The sequence below is a fragment of the Methylobacterium sp. J-090 genome, from assembly GCF_022829345.1.
In the GTDB taxonomy this organism is placed as follows: Bacteria; Pseudomonadota; Alphaproteobacteria; order Rhizobiales; family Beijerinckiaceae; genus Methylobacterium.
Window position 1 is genome coordinate 16,658 of sequence record NZ_JAKSXV010000029.1, and the last position, 14,298, is coordinate 30,955.

At 70.1% G+C, this 14,298-nt stretch carries 12 protein-coding genes, 1 pseudogene and 1 riboswitch; of the genes and pseudogenes, 9 read left to right on the forward strand and 4 right to left on the reverse strand.

Annotated features, from left to right (window positions below; translation table 11 throughout):
- The first annotated feature begins 37 nt into the window (after positions 1-37).
- Together MKK49_RS04335 and gyrB are read left to right on the forward strand one after the other, a co-directional pair.
- On the forward strand, positions 38-682 hold the full coding sequence (locus MKK49_RS04335) for an MBL fold metallo-hydrolase (RefSeq protein ID WP_244026831.1): 645 nt from the start codon (positions 38-40) through the stop codon (positions 680-682).
- Positions 683-962: 280 nt separating this feature from the next.
- Positions 963-3,431, forward strand: a complete 2,469-nt coding sequence (gene gyrB / locus MKK49_RS04340; protein WP_244026832.1) for a DNA topoisomerase (ATP-hydrolyzing) subunit B — start codon at positions 963-965, stop codon at positions 3,429-3,431.
- A 7-nt stretch (positions 3,432-3,438) separates the two neighbouring features.
- Here the strand turns inward: gyrB and MKK49_RS04345 are convergent, their stop codons facing one another.
- Both MKK49_RS04345 and MKK49_RS04350 read right to left on the reverse strand, forming a co-directional pair.
- Positions 3,439-4,875 carry a PepSY domain-containing protein gene (locus tag MKK49_RS04345; protein WP_244026833.1) on the reverse strand — a complete coding sequence of 479 codons (1,437 nt, stop codon included), beginning with the start codon at positions 4,873-4,875 and terminating at the stop codon, positions 3,439-3,441.
- A gap of 6 nt (positions 4,876-4,881) precedes the next feature.
- Positions 4,882-7,059 (reverse strand): TonB-dependent receptor, encoded by a 2,178-nt coding sequence (locus tag MKK49_RS04350; protein WP_244026834.1) that lies wholly within the window; start codon positions 7,057-7,059, stop codon positions 4,882-4,884.
- A gap of 314 nt (positions 7,060-7,373) precedes the next feature.
- Positions 7,374-7,575, reverse strand: a riboswitch (cobalamin riboswitch).
- A 176-nt stretch (positions 7,576-7,751) separates the two neighbouring features.
- Here MKK49_RS04350 and MKK49_RS04355 point away from each other — a divergent pair.
- Positions 7,752-7,961 (forward strand): hypothetical protein, encoded by a 210-nt coding sequence (locus tag MKK49_RS04355; RefSeq protein WP_244026835.1) that lies wholly within the window; start codon positions 7,752-7,754, stop codon positions 7,959-7,961.
- A gap of 304 nt (positions 7,962-8,265) precedes the next feature.
- Complete coding sequence (locus tag MKK49_RS04360) at positions 8,266-8,859, forward strand: DUF2147 domain-containing protein (protein WP_244026836.1); 594 nt, start codon at positions 8,266-8,268, stop codon at positions 8,857-8,859.
- An 89-nt stretch (positions 8,860-8,948) separates the two neighbouring features.
- On the opposite strand, the gene MKK49_RS04365 is transcribed toward MKK49_RS04360, so the two are convergent.
- Together MKK49_RS04365 and MKK49_RS04370 are read right to left on the reverse strand one after the other, a co-directional pair.
- Positions 8,949-10,175 (reverse strand): serine hydrolase domain-containing protein, encoded by a 1,227-nt coding sequence (locus tag MKK49_RS04365; protein ID WP_244026837.1) that lies wholly within the window; start codon positions 10,173-10,175, stop codon positions 8,949-8,951.
- Between the two features lie 73 nt (positions 10,176-10,248).
- Positions 10,249-10,743: a DUF427 domain-containing protein gene (locus MKK49_RS04370; protein ID WP_244026838.1), complete on the reverse strand. Its 495-nt coding sequence runs from the start codon at positions 10,741-10,743 to the stop codon at positions 10,249-10,251.
- A 124-nt stretch (positions 10,744-10,867) separates the two neighbouring features.
- Here MKK49_RS04370 and otsB point away from each other — a divergent pair, with 124 nt between their 5' ends.
- From otsB to MKK49_RS04395, 5 genes and pseudogenes are all read left to right on the forward strand, one after another.
- Positions 10,868-11,623 (forward strand): trehalose-phosphatase, encoded by a 756-nt coding sequence (gene otsB / locus MKK49_RS04375; protein ID WP_244026839.1) that lies wholly within the window; start codon positions 10,868-10,870, stop codon positions 11,621-11,623.
- Positions 11,624-11,676: 53 nt separating this feature from the next.
- On the forward strand, positions 11,677-12,687 hold the full coding sequence (locus MKK49_RS04380) for a glucokinase (protein WP_244026840.1): 1,011 nt from the start codon (positions 11,677-11,679) through the stop codon (positions 12,685-12,687).
- 8 nt (positions 12,688-12,695) lie between these two features.
- Positions 12,696-13,223 (forward strand): hypothetical protein, encoded by a 528-nt coding sequence (locus tag MKK49_RS04385; protein ID WP_244026841.1) that lies wholly within the window; start codon positions 12,696-12,698, stop codon positions 13,221-13,223.
- Positions 13,224-13,306: 83 nt separating this feature from the next.
- Positions 13,307-13,732, forward strand: coding sequence for a hypothetical protein (locus MKK49_RS04390; protein ID WP_244026842.1), 426 nt, complete (start codon positions 13,307-13,309; stop codon positions 13,730-13,732).
- A gap of 347 nt (positions 13,733-14,079) precedes the next feature.
- Positions 14,080-14,298, forward strand: a pseudogene (locus tag MKK49_RS04395) (porin family protein); the annotation flags it as partial.

The window sequence follows — 14,298 nt, forward strand, 5'->3', positions numbered from 1 at the left end:
CTTCCCGCGCCCTCGGGGCGCTCGTGCGAGAGACGCGATGCCAGGCACGCCCCGCGCCGGAATCATCCCGGTGACGCCCTTCCAGCAGAATTGCACTCTGATCTGGTCCGACGAGACCAAGGTCGGCGCCGTGGTCGATCCCGGCGGCGACCTCGACCGGATCGAGGCGGCGATCCGGGCCCAGGGCATCACCATCGAGAAGATACTGCTCACCCACGGCCATATCGACCATGCGGGCGGGGCGGACGAACTGCGCGAGCGCCTGGGCGTGCCCATCGAAGGCCCGCACGAGGCCGACCGCTACCTCCTCGACAGCCTGCCCGAGACGGGCGCCAGTTACGGAATCGACGGGGCGCGGGCCGTGACGCCCGACCGCTGGCTCGTGGAGGGCGACGCCGTCACCGTCGGCGGTCTCGCCTTCGACATCCTCCACGCGCCGGGCCATTCGCCGGGCAGCGTGGTGTTCGTGAGCCGGGACGCGCGCTTCGCCCTCGTGGGCGACGTGGTGTTCAAGGGGTCGGTCGGCCGCACCGACCTCCCGGGCGGAAGCCACGACCAGCTCATCCGCGCCATCAAGGAGAAGGTCCTGCCCCTCGGGGACGACATCGCCTTCATCCCCGGCCACGGCCCGACGAGCACGCTCGGCGAGGAACGCCTGACCAACCCGTTCCTGCAGGATTGATACGGCCTCCGCTCGATCGGAGCGGTGGCTGGATCGACCAGCCCGCGCGGCGTCTGAGCGAAGCCCAAATCCGCCATCCGAAGGGATGAACCGGATCGGGTATGACCCCGACGCGACGCCACCGTGGATGGAGTGCCCGTCCGCTCCCGTCGCACCTTGCGAAAGCAATGCTTTTTGAAGGCGGAAGGCCTATAAAGGCCCTTGACGCATTGCAGGCGTGTCCGGGGCTCGCGCCGGGGCACGAAGGATCACGCCAGGACCCGCCTGCCCGAGGAACTTCATGTCCGACACGACCCACAACAGCTCAGACGCCACCCACAACCGCGCCGCCGATGCCTACGGCGCGGAATCCATCCGGGTCCTCAAGGGGCTCGACGCCGTGCGCAAGCGGCCGGGCATGTATATCGGCAACACCGACGACGGCTCGGGCCTGCACCACATGGTCTACGAGGTGGTGGACAACGCCATCGACGAGGCGCTCGCGGGCCACGCGGACCTCGTCTCCGTGACCCTCAACGCCGACGGCTCGGTGACGGTCTCGGACAACGGGCGCGGCATCCCCACCGACATCCACAAGGAGGAGGGCATCTCGGCGGCCGAGGTCATCATGACCCAGCTCCACGCCGGGGGTAAGTTCGACCAGAACTCCTACAAGGTCTCCGGCGGCCTGCACGGCGTCGGCGTCTCCGTGGTCAACGCCCTGTCGCAATGGCTGCGCCTGCGCATCTGGCGGGGTGGCAACGAGCACGCCATGGAGTTCCGCCACGGCGACGCGGTGTCCCCCCTCGTCGTCGTGGGCGACGGCAAGGGGCGGCGCGGGACCGAGGTGTCGTTCCTGGCCTCCACCGAGACCTTCACGAGCATCGAGTTCGACTACGCCACCCTGGAGAAGCGCCTGCGCGAGCTCGCCTTCCTCAATTCCGGCGTGCGGATCGTGCTCACCGACGCGCGCCACGCCGAGCACAAGCGCGAGGAACTCTACTATGAGGGCGGCGTCGAGGCGTTCGTGCGCTACCTCGACCGCTCGCGCAAACCCATCGACGGCATGGCCAAACCGATCATGGTGCGGTCCGAGCGCGACGGTATCCGCGTCGAGGTGGCGTTCTGGTGGAACGAGTCGTTCAACGAGACCGTGCTGCCGTTCACCAACAACATCCCCCAGCGCGAGGGCGGCACCCACATGGCGGGCTTCCGCGCCGCCCTGACCCGTCAGGTCACGGGCTACGCGGAATCGTCGGGCATCGCCAAGCGCGAAAAGATCACGCTCACGGGCGAGGATTGCCGCGAGGGCCTCACGGCCGTGATCTCGGTGCAGGTGCCGGAACCCAGCTTCTCCTCGCAGACGAAGGACAAGCTCGTCACGGCCGCCGTGCGCCCGGCGGTGGAGAACGTCCTCAACGAGGGCCTGTCGAACTGGCTTGAGGAGAACCCGGCCCAGGCGAAATCCGTCATGGGCAAGGTGATTCTGGCGGCGTCAGCCCGCGAGGCGGCGCGCAAGGCCCGCGAGACGGTGACGCGCAAGGGCGTCCTCGACATCGCCTCGCTTCCCGGCAAGCTCGCCGATTGTCAGGAGCGCGACCCCTCCAAATGCGAGATCCTGCTGGTGGAGGGCGATTCCGCCGGCGGGTCGGCCAAGCAGGGCCGCGACCGGACCTTCCAGGCCGTGCTGCCCCTGCGGGGCAAGATTCTCAACGTCGAGCGGGTGCGCGCCGACCGGATGCTGTCCTCCGACCAGATCGGGACGCTCATCACCGCGCTCGGCGCCGGCATCGGCCGCTCGTCCACGGACCGCGAGGGCTTCAACCCGGAGAAGCTGCGCTACCACCGCATCATCATCATGACCGACGCGGATGTCGACGGCTCGCACATCCGAACCCTGCTGCTGACGTTCTTCTACCGGCAGATGCCGGAGGTGATCGAGCGCGGGCACCTCTACATCGCCCAGCCGCCTCTCTACAAAGCCTCGAAGGGCAAGCGGGAAATCTACCTCAAGGACGAGCGCGCGCTCGAAGACTACCTCATCGACGCGGGCGTCGATGGCGCCGTCCTGCGCCTCGCTTCCGGCACGGAGTTCGGCGGCCAGCAGCTGAAGGCCCTCGTCGAGGAGGCGCGCCAGTTCCGCGGCCTGATGCAGGCGCTCCACACCCGCTACGACCGCGCCGTGGTGGAGCAGGCGATGATCGCCGGCGCCTTCCGGGTCAACGTCGACGAGAACGCAACGGAGGCCGAGGTGCTCGCCGACCGGGTGGCCCGGCGCCTCGACCGGATCGCCGACGACATCGAGCAGGGCTGGGAAGGCGCGGTGAGCGAGGGCGGCTACGTCATGAGCCGCACCCTGCGGGGCGTGCGCCAGGTTGCGACCTTGGATGCCGGACTCATCGCCTCGCAGGAGGCGACGCGGCTCGCCGACCGGGCCGAGGCCCTGCGCGAGATTTACCACGAGCCCGTCACCTACGCCCGCAAGGGCGACGAGACGACCTTGCACGGCCCCGTCGGCCTGTTCGAGGCGGTGATGGCGTTCGGCCGCAAGGGCCTCCAGCTCCAGCGCTACAAGGGACTCGGCGAGATGACCGCCCAGCAGCTCTGGGAGACCACCCTGGACCGCGATGTGCGTTCGCTCCTGCAGGTGAAGGTCAAGGACACCCAGGACGCCGACGACCTGTTCGTGAAGCTCATGGGCGACGTGGTCGAGCCGCGCCGCGAATTCATCCAGGACAACGCGCTCAGCGTGGCCAACCTCGACGTGTGAGGACACGTCACCGGGACGGGGCGGGGCGGCGCAGACGCCGCCAGCCGAGCACGATCCCCGTCAGCGCGATGCCGGCGCCGAGGCCGTTCAGGGTCCACAGCACGAGGTCCCAGGCCGGGCGGTGGCGCGTCAGGATCGCGAAATCGAGGCGGTGCGGCGCGGAGAACAGCCAGCGGTTGGCCCGGCCGCTGCGGTCGAGGCGCATCAGGATCTCGCCCGTTTCCGGATCGAGATAGACCCAGGTCGCCGCCGGGTCGGCGAAGCGGACGCGGACCACCGGAAGCACCCGGGTCTCGTGGTGCGGATACCAGTAGGCGTCGTAGGCCGTCAGGGTTTCGGCCGCGACGAGCCGCGCCTCGGGCAGGAGGCGCGAAGCCGCCGCGCGTAAGGATTCCGGCGTCACGGGCGGATCGACCCTGCGCCGCCCCTCCGCATCGGTGGCGATCGCGTGGACCCGCCCGGCGAGACCGACGAACCGGACCTCGACGACACCGGGCGAGGCGAGACCGCGCAGGGCGTCGAGGCCGGGCAGGGGGGCTTGCCCCGCATGGACCGTCCGCATGGCCGGCGTGGGAGACGGCCCGGAGAACCACCGGTTCGGGTTCATCGACAGCCAGCCGCTGGTGACGAAGGTGAGGAGCGCCACGCCGCCAGCGATTCCGAACAGGTGGTGCCAGCGCGCCATACCCCGATAGGGCGAGGTTCCCGAGGCGTAGGGCCGGCGCAGGCGCAGGCGCCAGATCCCGAGGACGAAGCCGCTCAGGGCTCCGGCCACGGCGATGCCGGAGATCCACAGGACCACGTCGCGCCACAGCTCGGCCCGGGCACGCAGGGGCGTGAGGTAGATCCAGTGCGGGATCGACCCGAGCCAGTTCCACCCGCGCGCGAACCGCGTCGTGTCGAGGGCGACGGCGCCGGTGACCTGCGAGACGTAGCGCTCGGTCCCGGCGGGATCGTCGAGGGCGACCACGTGGTACGGACGTGAGGGATCGTAGCGCGCCGTCACGGTCCACTGGTCGCGAAACACCGTCCTGACAGTGGGGTTCGGACCGGTCTCGCCGCGCGCGCGAACCAGGGCCAGGGCTTGCGCCGCCGACAGGGGGCCGAGCACCGCGCCGATCTCGGCCGAAACGACGCGGCGCGCGCCGGTGTCCAGGGTGGCCCGGTAGACCGGCGTGTCGCCGCGCATGCCGAGCGACAGGTCCGGGGGCAGATGGAGGAGCCCGAGGGGAATCAGCGCCGCGTCGGGGCCGAGCCGCACGCGCTCCCAGGCGATGGAGGGCAAGCCGGCGATCCGCGCCGCCTCGGTCAGGCCGGGGAAGGGCACGTACATCATCACGAGGCCCGACAGGACCCAGGTGGCGAAGAACAGGCCCGTGACGATGCCGAGCCAGCGGTGGCCGAGGATCAGCCACCGCTTCAGGGGCTTCAGGAGGCGGCGCACGGGGCGTCAGAAGCTGACGTTGTAGGCGACCTCGAACGAGCGCGGCCGGCCGAGCAGCCAGTTGGTACCGACCCCGTTCACGGCGTTGCCGCTGATGGCGTAGACCGTATCGAGGAGGTTGTAGGCCCGCAGGGACAGGCGCGAGGCCGGCCCGACCTGATAGTCGAGCCCGGCATTGAGCAGGGCATAGTCCGGGCGCCGGGCCGTGTTGCCGAAGTCGCTGAAGGTCTCGCCGACATATTGCACGCCGATGCGCGCCTCCCAGGCCGGGGCGAAGGCCCAGTTCACCCAGAGGTTGGCGACCCGCTCGGGCACGTCGATGGGCTGGCGTCCGGCATAGGACACCACCGCGCCGGCGACGTTCTGGTTGAAGCTGTCGTACTGGGCGTTGAGGAGGGCGACGTTGGCATCCACCCGCCAGGCGTCGAACAGGTGCAGGGACACGGCCGCCTCGACGCCGTGCGAGGATTGCCGGCCGACCTGGGTCGAGACGGTCGGCTGGCCGGGTACGGTGGAGACGAGGTTGTCCTTGACGATGCGGTAGCCGGCGAGCGTCCATTCGGCCAGCCCCCCAAAGGCGATGCCCTTGGCGCCGACCTCGACCTGCTCGCCGGTGGAGAGCCGGAAATTGGCGAGACTCTGCGACAGGGTGATGAGACTGCCCACGGGATCGGTGGCGGTGGCGTATTGCGCGTAGAGGGAGAGGTCGGGCGTCGGGGCGTAGACGGCACCGAAGCGGTAGCTCAGGGCCTGGAAGTCGCGCTGGAAGGTGGCGCCGGAGACGAGGTTCTGACGGTTCAGGCTCGGGGCGTCGAAACGCACCCCCGTCAGTAGAGAGAGCTGATCGGACAGGATCAGGCGGTTCTCGGCGAAGACCGAGGCCTGGTTGGTGCTGGTGGCATAGGCCGGGGAGGCGCGGCCGTTGGCGGGGAACAGGCCCGGATCGTAGGTGAACGGGTCCACGCTCGTGGTGAGGCCGCCGCCTTCCGACGAGAAGTTGTTGGTGTGCCGGAAGGCGATGTGGTTGACGTCGAATCCGGCCAGGAACTCGTTGCGGAATCCGAACACGGTGCCCCGGAACGTGGCGTCGAGGCGATTCCCGACCTGCTCCTGCTGGTGGTAGATCTCGAGGTAGTCCGAACGGTCGATGCGGCCGGTGGAGCGGTTGAAGGCGTATTGCTCGACATCGAGCCACTGGCGCCGGCTCTGGAGCCGGTAGGCGGTGTTGCGCACGGTGATGTCGGCGCTCGGGCTCCACTCGGTCCTCAGCTGGGTCCAGTTGTCCGTCCAGACAATCTTGGCGTCGCGGACGTTGTAGTTGTTGAACCGGATGGACTCGAGGATCCGCCCGTTGACCAGCGGCGTGCCCCAGTAGCGGGCGGGCTCCTGGTAACCCAGATCGTGGCTCAACGTGAAGGCGAGGTCGGGGGCCGCCTGCAGGGTCAGGGCGCCGGAGACCGCGAGATTGCGAAAATCCCCGTCGGGCTGCATCCAGCCGCCGGAACGGTTGCCGCTGATGTTGAAGCGGTAGGCCAAAGCCTCGCCGATGGGGCCGCCGGAATCGAGGGCGAGGCGGGCGAGACCGTCCGAGCCCACCGCCGCGCGGGCCTCGTTGATGGGTGTGAAGACCGGCTTCTTCGTCACCACGTTGACGACGCCGCCGATGGCCCCGTCCCCGTAGAGCACCGAGGCCGGGCCGCGCAGGACCTCGATGCGCTCGACGTTCCAGGTGTCGAACGGGAAGGTGACGGTGCCGGCTCCCACGTAGAGGCGCGTGCCGTCGTAGAGCTGCTGGATCGAGTTCGGGCCGGCGAACCCGCGCGCCGTGAAGGCGCCGTTGCCGTTGCCGGGCGCCGCCACGGTGGTGATGCCGGTGGCGTTCTCGGTCACGGCCTCGGCGACGGTGTTCTGGCCGCGCCGGCGCGCGGTCTCGCCCGAGATCACATCGACGCTGGCGGGCGTCTCCAGGGGCGTGAGGCCGAGGCGGCTGGCGCCGCGATCCACCGTCCGCAGGTTGAGACCGACGGGCGCGACGCCGGAGCCGGCCACCGACAGGGTGTCGAGGGTGACGGCGGGCTCCTGCGCCGAAGCGGCGAGGGGCGCGAGAACGAGGAGAAGGCTTGCGCCGATGCCCCCGTGACCGGGACGGAGCGAAGGGCGGGCGGAACGCGGAAGGAAAGACATGATGGAGAGGACAGTCCGAGGATGCACGTCGCTCGCATCGACGCTCCCGCGACACCTAAAACGAGTGTTATAACGTTACAATCGTTTTGTCCCGACCTTGCCCTTTCGTGCCGCGACGCATGGGCTCGACGGTCGCTCGGAAGCGACGCGTGACCACGATCGATGGACAGCTGGAGCAGTGGCGCGGGCAGGCACATGCGGTCAACGGCGGGCGCGCGAAGGCGCGGTGTGGCACGTCACCGCGAACAGGCCGATGCGCTCGCCACAAGCGAACGCCCCGACACCCATCAGGACACCCCGCCCGATGCGTTTCGCGTGTGACCACGACTGACGGCAGGTCTCCTGGCTCGCGGGTCACCGCCCTCTCATCGTCTTCCCAGATCCGAGGACCCAGTGACGTGTTGATGATGGGCTCGCCGCTTACAGTTGCGGGGGCAGCCGCGGCATCGGGTCGAAGACCCTCACCGCGTTCCCTTTTGATCCTCATGACGAGGAACCGTCACGGCCACGCTATGGCGTGGCCGGCTGGCCCGTCAATCCGCGGAGTCGGGCACGGCACGCGAAGCCTCACCGAAGTGGGATCACGGCCACACCCCACGACTGGGACGACATCGCAGATTGACGCTTGATTGGAGTTATTCTAATTAAGAACGGCACAGGCAGCGCGACTGCCCATCTGACGGAGAGAAACCATGACCACCAGCCACGGCGCCGCCTGCGAGAGCTGCCGCTTCTTCGACGACCACAAGCTCAACGGCGGCACGGCCTCCGGCGACGAGGGCCTGTGCCGCTTCAACCCGCCCGTGAGCCAGCCCGAGCCGAAGTCCCCGGGCCTGTGGCCGGTGGTGGCCTTCAAGGATTGGTGCGGTCACTTCACCGCCGGGATGACCGCCGCCGAATAAGGCGCGTTCTCCCTCACGAAGCCTGCGAGCCGGTGCGAGAGCGCCGGCTTTTCGCGTTCGGGGTCGGACCGGCGTCCCGGGAGCCGGATTCCGGCGGCGGGAATGCGCGGCGGTCATGATCCGGTCACCTTCGCGTCCGATGGCGGGGCATCACGGCACGGGGCGACGACCGCGTGCGGCCCGATGGCGGTCGTTCAGGGCGGCTCCGGTGGGCCGACACGGCGCGGGCTCATGGCATGGGCTTCATGGCATGGGCTTCATGGCGCTACCCGGCAGGTTTTCGAAGTTTGAGGATGCCCGACACATGATCGACCGATCGACCCTCGCCGCTCTGGCCGGCCTGACCCTGGCCGCGCTGCCCGGGTCCGCCCTGGCCGCCACGCCCAACGACGCGACCGGGACCTACCTCACCGAGGATGGCCGCGCGCGCATCCGCGTCGAGAAGTGCGGCCCGCAGAACACCAACCTGTGCGGCTACGTCGTCTGGCTGAAGGTGCCGCTGAACGACAAGGGCCAGCCCCGCGTCGATTTTAAGAATCCCGACACCAAGAAGCAGGCGCGTCCGTCGCTCGGCCATCAGCTCATCATGGGCCTGAAGCCGGATGCCGATGCGCGCTACGCCGGCAAGATCTACAACGCCGACGAGGGCAAGTTCTACGACGTGACCATGTGGGCCGACCAGCCCACCGAGTTGTCCGTGCGGGGCTGCATGCTCGGCTTCCTGTGCGGATCGCAGACCTGGAGCAAGGTCAACGACGTGGTCCCGGGCCAGCTCACGGCGGCGACGAACCAGCCCGGCGGCCCCCGCTCCGATGCGGAATGGGCTCCGAAGCCCGTGGCGCCCAAGCCCGGGGCAAAGCCCGCCGCCCCCGCCGCCGCCACGCCCGCGGCGGAGTAGGGTCTCGCGTCGCCCGCGCCGGGCGGCTGGGCTCAAGGGAAATTCAAGCCGGCTTCGCTCAGCGGAGCCGGCTTTTTGTAGGTTCCGACTCAGTCCACCAGGGCGGCGTAGGTCAGCACCCGCAATTCACGGCGGATCGGCAGGGCCGAGGACGGGATGAGCTGGGCGAGCAGGATCACCGCGAGGTCCTCGGCCGGATCGACCCAGAAGGCGGTGCTGGCGAGCCCGCCCCAGGCGGCCTCGCCCGGCGTGCCGACGATCTGCGCCCGGGCCGGATCGAGCATCACCGAGAAGCCGAGGCCGAAGCCGATGCCCGTATAGGCCGTCTCGGAGAAGCGCGGCTGGCCCATGGCGGCGAGGTCGCCGTCGAGGTGGTTCGTGAGCATGAGGTCGACGGTCTTGCGCCCCAGCAGCCGCACGCCGTCGAGTTCTCCGCGCCCGAGGAGGAAGCGGCAGAAGCGCATGTAGTCCCCCGCCGTGGAGACGAGGCCGCCGCCGCCCGAGGCCACCGCCGGTGGCGATGCGAACCGGCTCCCCACGCAATCGTCGTAGAGCTTCAGGCTGCGCTCGCGAAACAGGCTGTAATTGGCCGCGAACCGCTCGACCTTATCCGGGTGGACGAAGAAGTCCGTGTCGATCATGCCGAGCGGACGGAGGATGCGCGCCCGCATGAAATCCGCGAAATCCTGGCCCGAGACGACGGCGACGAGGTGGCCGAGCACGTCGGTGGCGACGCTGTAGTTCCACTCGGCGCCGGGCTGGGCCAGCAGGGGCTGGCGGGCGAGGCGCTCCACCACGGTGGCCAAGCTGTCGGTCTGCGCCTCGCCGAAATCGACGCCGTTCTGGCGGTAGAGGCCATCGACGAGGGTCGCCTCCATGAAGCCGTAGGTGAGGCCGGCGGTGTGGGTGAGGAGGTCGCGGATGGTGATGGCGCGCCGGGCCGGCTCGCTGTCGAACTTCACCCGGTTGCCGCCCGTCAGCACCCGCATGTCGGCGAAGTCCGGCAGGAAGCGGGTGATGGGGTCGTCGAGCTGGAAGCGGCCCTCCTCGTAGAGCATCATCACCGCCACCGAGGTCAGCGGCTTCGTCATCGAGTAGATGCGCGCGATGGTGTCGGGGGCGAACGGCTTTTCCCGGGCGATGTCGGCGAGGCCGTGGGCGCGGACATACGCGGTCTTGCCCGCGCGCGACACCATCACCGAGAGGCCGGCGAGCTTTCCGTCGGAGACCAAGCGGTCCATCCAGCCGTCGATACGCCCCAGGCGATCCGGGCACAGGCCCACCGCCCGCGGCGCGACATCGATCTCACCCTGCATGCTCATTGGCTCCGTCGCTCCATGCCGTACCGGCATGTAGCGGGGCGGGGCGGGGACGCAAAGCCGTCCCGGCTCACCAACCCATGGAGCCGGGACCACCCTTGAACGGGCCGACGAGGCCCGGCGTGATCCAGCCACCGTAGAACCCGCCGGGCTGCGGCGTGGCGCGGGCCTCGCCGACGAAGCAGCCGTCCATCGGACCGGCATAGAAGGCGAGGTACCCGGCAATGGCGCGAAAACCGAGCGTCGGGTCGGGATAGGCCCAGGCCGCCCCCTCGGCGCGGCGCCCGCCGGCCGAGACGTCGTGAAGCACGGCGCGGCCCTTCCACTCGCAGAGGCCGGCCCGACGCGGCGGGCCGAGCACGCCCGGGGCCACGTCGGCGGGCGGGATGTAGTAGGTCGGCGGATGGCTGGTCTCGAGGACACGCCAGCCCGCCAGGGTGTCGGCGATGGTCTCCCCCGAAAACACCACCCGCAACCGCAGGGCGACGCGCTCCAGGCGCGGCGGGCGGGGATAGGCCCAGACGCTCTCCTCGCCGGGACCGGGTGGGATGGGTTCGGGCCACATGCGCGTCGCGCCTTTCTCGGTAGGATCGAGAAGGCAGATAGGGCACGGCCCAGCGTCGGACCCCGTTTGCCCATGGCGCGCGTCATGCTAGCGCAGGCCGGGATTTGACGGAGGGACGCCAAGCGTGACCGAACCGACCGACTTCGCCCTCTACCTCGACTTCGACGGCACCCTCGTGGAGATCGCGCCCCGGCCCGACGCGGTCCGGGTCGATCCGGCGCTGCCGGGGGCCCTGGAGCGCCTGCGCCTGCGCCTCGGCGGGGCGCTCGCCATCGTCACCGGCCGGCCCATCGGGGTGATCGACGATTTCCTGGCGCCGGCCCGTTTCGATGTCGCCGGCCTGCACGGGGTCGAGCGGCGGGTCGACGGCGTGGTGAGCGGCGGCGGGGCGGAGGACCATCCGGAGCTGCGCGCCCGCGTCGCCGGCCTGACGGCGGCGGTGGCCGGCCTCGACGCCGTGCTCATCGAGGACAAGGGCGCATCGGTGGCCGTGCACTGGCGCCTCGCCACCCCGGCCGACGCGGTACGCGCGGAAGTGGCGGTCAGGATCACCGCCGAGGCCCTCGGCGGGGCCTACCGGCTCCAGCTCGGCAAGGCGGTGGGCGAGATCGTGCCGGCCTCGGCGACCAAGGGCCACGCCATCCGGGCGTTCGGGCGAGCCCCGCCCTATGCCGGCCGCCGGTCGATCTTCCTGGGCGACGACCTCACCGACGAGAAGGCCTTCGCGGTCGTCAACGAGACCGGCGGCGTCAGCGTCCGCATCGGCGCGGCCGAGACCATCGCCGCACGACGGCTGTCCACCCCGCAGGACGTGCGCCGGCTGCTCTATGCCTGGGCCGACGGTGCCCCCATCGACCCCGACGCCCTGCCGCCGGCCTGACGATCCACGATTCACCCGCCGGACATCCCGCTCTCCAGAGGAATGGCGCCGCCATGTTCGAATTTCCGGTCCTCGTCGGCGATATCGGCGGCACCAACGCCCGCTTCGCCGTGGTGCCCGAGGCGGGGGCGCCGCCCAGCCTCCTCGCCCATGTCGAGACCGCCGGCCATCCCGACCCGAGCGCGGCGATCCGCGCGGCCCTGGCCAAGGGCGATGGCCCCCCACCGCGCTCGGCCATCTTGGCGGTGGCCGCCCGCGTCGATGGGCCGGTGGTGCAGCTCACCAATGCGCATTGGGTGATCGAGGGCGCGCGAATCGGCCGGGATTTCGATCTGTCGCGGGCGGTGATCGTCAACGACTACGTGCCGGTGGCGGCGGGTGCCGCCGAAATCAGCCCCGGCGAGCTGACCCCGGTGGGGCCGCACCGCGAGGGTGGCATCAAGGGCGATCAGGGCGCGCGCCTCGTCCTCGGCCCCGGCACGGGGTTCGGCGCGGCGGCCCTGCTGCCCGTGGGGAACCGCCTCGCCATCGTCTCGACGGAGAGCGGCCACGTGGATTTCGGCCCGAGCGACGCCGAGGAACACGCCCTGTGGCCGCATCTGGAGCGGATCGAGGGCCGCATCACCGTCGAGGCGCTGCTCTCCGGTCCCGGCCTGGCGCGCCTGCACGCCGGCCTGCGCCGCGCCCGCACGGGCGAGGACGGGCCGAAGCTCGATCCCGCCGCCGTCACCGAAACCGGCCTCGCCGGGTCCGACCCGGATGCTGTCGCCGCCCTCGCGCTCTTCGCCAAGCTGCTGGGGCGCGTCTGCGGCGACCTCGCCCTGACCTTCCTCGCCACCGGCGGGGTCTATATCGGCGGCGGCATCGCTCCCCGGATCATCGACGTGCTGCACACGGGCGGCTTCCGCGCCGCCTTCGAGCACAAGCCGCCCTTCGTGGCGCAGATGGCGGCGATCCCCACCAGCGTCATCGCCATCCACGACCCGGCCCTGTCGGGCCTCGCCGCCCTGGCGAGCCGGCCGGACGTGTTCGTGTATCACGGGCAGGTCTGGACGGCGGACTGAGCCCCGGGATGCAGCTGCATCATCCCATCGTCGTGCCCGATCTCGTCGAGGCCTGGATCCTCGACCGGCTCGCCGTGGCCCCGACGGGGGATGGCGACCGGCCGAGCCTGCGCTTCTTCCGGGACCGTGCCATGGCCGGCCTCGTCGCCCAGGCGATGCAGGACCGTTGGGACGAAGGTGCGGCGACAGCGCTCACCGGCCGGGATGTCCGGCAGGGCGCCGTCCTGGCCTTCGACCGGGCGAACTTGTCCTCCGCGACCCAGCTCATCTCGGTTCGGGCGGCATGGGACGATCTTCGCGAGGATGAAGTCGAGTTGCGCGCGCGCACCGACCTCCTTCGCCTCCGCGAGCGGATCAGGACGATCCACCTCGGCGACGAGGAGATCGACCTCTGGATCGAGGCCTATGCCGGGGGTCATCCGGGCGACGACGGGACCGGGCGCTGGACCAGGGCGGTCCTCGGCGCCCTCGACGACCTCTACGGCGATCCGAGGCGGATTCCGGGCGACTTGGCGCCCCCCGAGCGGGGACGCTGAGCGCGGCGCAAGCAATTTTGCACGGGCACCGACGGTCGCCTAAGGTGCCGGTCATGCGCACCGGACGAACACGATCACGGGCGATGGTCGGCCCCCTCGCCCTGGCGCTCCTCGCGGGCGCGGGCATGGCTCCCTCCGCGCGCGCGCCGGCACAGGCCGCATCGCCCGTGAACAACTGGGCGGAGTTCCGTGCCGCCCTCACCGCGTGCTGGTCGGTGCCGCCCGAAACGGGCGGATCGCTGATCGCGTTCCGGTTCGGCCTCGACAAGACCGGCGCCCTGCGCGGTCCGCCCCTCGTCACCGCCCGCCGGCTGAACGGCGACCGGGACGCTCGCAAGCGCTACGAGGACGCCGCCAACGACGCCCTGTCGCGCTGCTTTCCGATCTCCGTCACACCGGCCTTCGGGGCGATTCTCGGCGAAAGCCCCATTCGCCTGCGGTTCGTCAATACGCCCCCCGTCGCCGCCTACCAGCTCAACAGCAACATCACGGTGTTTGCGCCGCCATGAGCGTCCGGCCCGGCAAACGATGACGGGGGCAGGGACAGGGTATGTCCTCGGGCGAGATCGGTCGCCCATGGGCGGGTCGATCCGGGTCTGGCTCTCATCCCCGCGCTGTCGTTCAGCATCGGCCGCCCGGCAGGCGAGCCTTTTTGGGAACCATATCGCCGATTGGACGTTATGACTTTCGCTCGAACTTCAAACGTAAATACAAAGTAAAAGACCCAGCTTTATCCACCGTCGTACGATCTAATCTCGGTGTGGCCGAAATACACTAGAAGGGTCAGGCCAGGACTTGCTAAGTCCACATCACACCGCACCGAGAGTGCGCCGCAGCTTTTCTGGCAGCCGCCCCCATGTTCAAGACACTCTTCCTCGCCACGACCGTCCTCGCCGGCCTGACCGCCGTCGCCTCGGCCGCCGACCTTCCGCGTCGCGCCGCGCCGCCGGTGTTCGTGCCGGTCCCCGTGTTCACCTGGACGGGCTTCTACGCCGGTTTCAACGCCGGTTACGGCTTCGACGCCTCCAGCAACAGCGCGCCCACCATCATCGGCGTGAACGGCGCCAGCACCCTG